The following is a 4,575-nucleotide window of genomic DNA, read 5'->3' on the forward strand; positions in this document are numbered from 1 at the left end:
ACGAAAAATTGCGGTGGCGAAAAAAGATGCGGCGAAAGCGAGGGCGGGCAAAAATTCCTTCCCCCCAACCCCCTTCCTTTTTGCCCGCCCGAGCATTCAGTTTCGGTTCTGCCGCGCGAAGCGCGGCAATCAGTCGGTATTTTGTTCAAAAAAGGTTCGAGTTTCGTTCAGCAATTGCGACCAAAAAACATCCATCAGTTGACGGATGTTTTTTTAAAATTAAAAAAGCCGTCCCTTAACAAGAGACGGCAATAAATTAACGCTTTTTCTTATCAAATAATACTGACTCGGGCGGAATTTGGCGATCTTCTTCATATTCCTTAACGCGAAGAACCTCTACCTCAAACCAGGGCCGCAAAGCATCTGAAAAAACAGGGCGCAAGAAAGGCACATTCAGAAAAACATCATTCACGAGGTCGGCTAAATTACCGACCCTGCCCTCCAAAAGTTTCAATGTAAACCTAAGATCATCGATACGATCTTCTAGGTGACGCGCCATAGGATTAAGCTTGATGACAGGAAGCTCTACTTGAGCGATACTAAGCCCTCGTCTGCCGACAGATGTCTGCGATTCGGCTCGAAAGATATTCCATGTCAAAAGTGGAGCAAGCAAGTCCGTATCCTTATAAACCTTCATTGCAAGAATTGCCCGCAAAACGCCGGATGGATCACCCAAAAAATCAGGCCTTACTGCAAACATACCAGCGAGCAAGTTAGTAAAAACTCCAAAAATATGCTGATCGCATCTGCTCATTGCATAGCTGATAAAAACGTCAACCATCAGTGCCTTGCGAACCGCTTCATTATCCGCTAAATATCCTTCGAGCGATTTCCTGTGATCAATATGCAGAATTTGCGGAGTTCCAAGAATAAGGTTGTTTGGCAAAGCCCGTGCCTTGTCTACAAACTCTATAAAATGCCTTGTGCTATATCTTAACATAGCTGTATTGAAAACAACTACCTCAATATCATGTTCGAAAATAACTTGAGACAAGAGCCCAAAAGCTCTACACATAAGCTTATCCTTATGTTTAAAGGGTACCTTTATATTAAAAAAACCAGAATGAAAAGCGAGGTCAGCCATCTCATCATCTTCTTCGGAAAATGAGATCGCGGTTAGCGCATTCTTATATCGTGCTACAATGGCACGATGATACTCGCTAACTCGGGCTGTACTTGCCTCGGTTGGAAAAAACAGGAAAGCCGGTCTTTTTGACATCAAATCCTCCACGGTTTGAGTTGTAATGAACATTAACCTAAAATTTAACATACTTTTCACCATTTGTCAAATACCCAAAGTAAGATATAATATAAAATTAGAGGAAATTATAATTAATATAAAATATATGAATTTTGAAGAATACCAACAAAAGTCAAGGAAGACCGCTATTTATCCTAATTTAGGGAATAACCACATCTATCCTACGCTTGGTCTGATGGGTGAAGCAGGAGAAATTGCAGAAAAAGTTAAAAAAATAATGCGCGACGATAGTGGCGTAATAAGTGAAGAAAAAAAAGATCTTCTTTCAAAAGAACTGGGCGACGTTTTATGGTATTTATCTCAACTCGCAACAGAATTTGGCCTAAAGCTCGATGATATTGCCGAACAAAATATTGAAAAACTTTATTCTAGAATGGAGCGCAATCAGCTCCATGGCTCGGGAGATAATAGATAAAAAATAAATTATGCTCATAGACAGCCATGCCCACCTAAACTTCAGCGCATATAAAGATGATTTGGATGAAATGATAAAAAATACCCTGGAAAATAATACCTGGGCTATTAATGTTGGATCCCAAAGCACAACCAGCGAACGCGCGGTTCTAATAGCAAATAAATATGAAAAGGGGATTTATGCCGCAGTCGGGCTCCATCCCACACATCTATTTTCAATACATATTGATGAAAGCGAAGTTGATGTAAAATTTAAAAGTAGAGCCGAAGACTGGGATTATGATTTTTATAAAAACCTGGCGCAAGATAAAAAAGTAGTCGCAATCGGAGAAATGGGACTGGATTACAGCTTTATTCCAGATAATGTAGATAGAAAAACCGCGGAAAAAAAACAACAAGAGGTTTTCCACAAAGGACTGGACTTGGCGGATGAGCTAGACTTGCCAATCATTATCCACAACCGCGACGTGCATAATGAAATTATCCCTATTTTAAGCGAGTATGTTAAAAATAACAGGCTAAAACGACGTGGCGTGATTCATTGTTATACCGGCGGATGGCAAGACGCTGAAAAATATCTAGATTTGGGTTTTTTGATAGGATTTACCGGAATCATAACTTTTAATCCGCGCAAAAATAATAATGCGCAACAGGAAAAAATTCTGGAAGTTGTTCGTAATATCCCCATGAATAAATTTATGATAGAAACCGATTGCCCATATCTTACTCCCGAACCAAACAGAGGAAAACGCAATGAACCGCTTTTTGTGCGATATGTCGCGGAAAAAATTGCGGAAATAAAAAATACCAGTTTTGATGAAATAGCTGATATATCTACAAAAACGGCAAGAAGTTTTTTTAAAATTTAAAATTCCCGCTTTTTGGCAGGAATTATTTTTTTGGCAAAAGGTCTTTTAAAAGATCTTTTTTCTTTTCCAACAGCTCTTTTAAATGCGATATCTCTACATGCCAAGTGAAAGAGTTTCGGAGTGGTTGCATTTGTCCGTTTCGGCTCAAAATCCCTACAACTTCTCCGTTAAAATTAAAAACCGGGGCTCCGCTCATTCCGGGAAGAGTCTGCATATCCGATCCGATCATAATAGTGTCCAAACCATCAGACAAAGATTGGAAGCGCGTACGCATCAAAACGTGACCAAAAGCTATTTTATCGCTATAATCCAAGAATCCATCCTTATCAAATATTTTACCAAAGTCATTTATCAACGTCCGTCCGATAGTAAAAACCGGTTCACCTGATTTTTGCATATTTTTAGCAACTTTTACCGCGCTTTTAAAGCGATAACCAATATAAAGAATTGATAAATCGTCTTTTTCGGAATTTATTTCAAATAAAATTTCTTTTACAACCGGCCTGCCACGTTCATTAAATCTAATAAATTTTGACGCCACGTTTTTACCCCTTAAAACATGATAAGCCGTAAGAACAAGTCCTTTTTCATCTATAATTACTCCAGTACCGAAAGTAATAATACTACCAGATAAGCTATTGCCATAGACAAAAACTATATTTTTTCTGTTTTCTTCAACTTTCTGAAGCGCCAGCTCATGTCTACAAAGAACATTGTTTGTTGTGCGCACATATCTTGTTTCTCTGATAATCTTTGTACAACCGCAAAAAAATAACGCTAAAATTAGAAAAAAAATTATTTGCCTCACGATGCTCTCCTTTTTTGAATGAACGCCTTATTAAACCTTACCAAATACTGCAAAAAGTAGCAATTTTAGAAGCGCTTGATATATTTATAAATATTTGCTAAAATATGAAACGTTAGCGTATGCAAAAAAATATGCCAGATAAATCAAAAAATCAAGGATTGTGGCAAGCGATGTCTCTTGCCGGTCAGCTTGGCTACACAATCACCATCCCTTTAGTTGTATTGGCTTTGGTTGGTAGGTTTCTTGATAAAAAATATAATAGCTCGCCATGGTTTTTACTTGGTGGCATCTTACTATCCTTGGCCATTACAAGTATTTGGATTACAAAAAAATCAATGGCAATAATGGATGAAATGAATGAGGATCTAAAGAAACAAAATGAAAATCTAGCAAAGCTATCCGAAAACAATGATAAAATTATTCGTAATTAAATTATGCATATAAGCTTGGCTGCTGAACCGATGTTCAAACTTGGCAGCTTCACAGTTACAAATACCCTTATAATGTCAGTCCTTATTTCGGTAGGATTAATTATACTTGCCTTGATTTTGCGAAAAAAAATGCAAGAAAAACCAAAAGGGTTTCAAAATCTGATAGAACTATTAGTTGAAAAACTACTAAACTTTATGGAAACCGTAACCCAGGATCGTCGCCAAGCCGTAAAATTCTTTCCACTTGTAGCGACGATTTTTGTTTTTGTAATTCTTTCTAATTGGCTAGAAATAGTACCCGGATTGGGAACAATTGGCCTAAAAGAAACTATTCATGGAGAACAAATAATTGTGCCCTTTATACGATCATCGTCCGCAGACCTAAATATGACTATGGCTATTGCCGTTATCTCGGTAATCGCTACGCAAATTTTTGGTATTATGGCAATTGGATTTTTTAAACATTGGGGCAAGTTTATCAGCTTTAAGGGTCCAATAGAATTTTTTGTCGGGATTTTAGAGCTTATTTCTGAAGTAGCAAAAATGATATCTTTTTCTTTCCGATTATTTGGTAATATATTTGCCGGCGAAGTTTTATTGACAGTTGTTCTATTTTTGGTACCCTATATAGTGCCTTTACCATTTTTATTTTTAGAGATATTTGTAGGATTTGTGCAGGCATTAGTATTTTCTATGCTAACACTTGTATTTCTAAAAATGGCAACAGTTTCGCACGAGCATTAATATCATTATTTAAATAATGATTTCAATAATGATATTAATTCTTAATCT

General features: G+C 37.1%; 7 protein-coding genes. 5 read left to right on the forward strand and 2 right to left on the reverse strand.

The window, feature by feature from the left end; all coding sequences use genetic code 11:
* Positions 1-255: hypothetical protein (locus tag KKD20_06020; GenBank protein MBU4332641.1), on the forward strand; the 255-nt coding region annotated here is incomplete at its 5' end.
* A 1-nt stretch (position 256) separates the two neighbouring features.
* Here the strand turns inward: KKD20_06020 and KKD20_06025 are convergent.
* Complete coding sequence (locus KKD20_06025; protein ID MBU4332642.1) at positions 257-1,270, reverse strand: hypothetical protein; 1,014 nt, start codon at positions 1,268-1,270, stop codon at positions 257-259.
* A 76-nt stretch (positions 1,271-1,346) separates the two neighbouring features.
* On the opposite strand from KKD20_06025, the gene KKD20_06030 reads away from it, so the two are divergent.
* Positions 1,347-1,676: a nucleoside triphosphate pyrophosphohydrolase family protein gene (locus KKD20_06030; protein ID MBU4332643.1), complete on the forward strand. Its 330-nt coding sequence runs from the start codon at positions 1,347-1,349 to the stop codon at positions 1,674-1,676.
* A gap of 10 nt (positions 1,677-1,686) precedes the next feature.
* Positions 1,687-2,544, forward strand: coding sequence for a TatD family hydrolase (locus KKD20_06035; protein ID MBU4332644.1), 858 nt, complete (start codon positions 1,687-1,689; stop codon positions 2,542-2,544).
* A 22-nt stretch (positions 2,545-2,566) separates the two neighbouring features.
* Here the strand turns inward: KKD20_06035 and KKD20_06040 are convergent, their stop codons facing one another.
* Positions 2,567-3,274, reverse strand: coding sequence for a serine protease (locus tag KKD20_06040; protein ID MBU4332645.1), 708 nt, complete (start codon positions 3,272-3,274; stop codon positions 2,567-2,569).
* Between the two features lie 209 nt (positions 3,275-3,483).
* Here KKD20_06040 and KKD20_06045 point away from each other — a divergent pair, with 209 nt between their 5' ends.
* The gene (locus KKD20_06045; protein ID MBU4332646.1) at positions 3,484-3,783 is read left to right on the forward strand and encodes an AtpZ/AtpI family protein; all 300 of its coding nucleotides are present in this window, start codon (positions 3,484-3,486) and stop codon (positions 3,781-3,783) included.
* 3 nt (positions 3,784-3,786) lie between these two features.
* Positions 3,787-4,527 carry a F0F1 ATP synthase subunit A gene (atpB, locus tag KKD20_06050; protein MBU4332647.1) on the forward strand — a complete coding sequence of 247 codons (741 nt, stop codon included), beginning with the start codon at positions 3,787-3,789 and terminating at the stop codon, positions 4,525-4,527.
* Positions 4,528-4,575 lie beyond the last annotated feature (48 nt).

It is taken from the genome of Patescibacteria group bacterium (genome assembly GCA_018896645.1).
GTDB lineage: Bacteria > Patescibacteriota > Patescibacteriia > UBA2591 > JABMQE01 > JAHIMF01.

Bases quoted from the DNA above. Each gene is read 5' to 3' on its own strand.
- KKD20_06025 (MBU4332642.1), bottom strand. From the start codon at position 1,270: ATGTTAAATTTTAGGTTAATGTTCATTACAACTCAAACCGTGGAGGAT.
- KKD20_06030 (MBU4332643.1), top strand. From the start codon at position 1,347: ATGAATTTTGAAGAATACCAACAAAAGTCAAGGAAGACCGCTATTTAT.
- KKD20_06035 (MBU4332644.1), top strand. From the start codon at position 1,687: ATGCTCATAGACAGCCATGCCCACCTAAACTTCAGCGCATATAAAGAT.
- KKD20_06045 (MBU4332646.1), top strand. From the start codon at position 3,484: ATGCCAGATAAATCAAAAAATCAAGGATTGTGGCAAGCGATGTCTCTT.
- atpB (MBU4332647.1), top strand. From the start codon at position 3,787: ATGCATATAAGCTTGGCTGCTGAACCGATGTTCAAACTTGGCAGCTTC.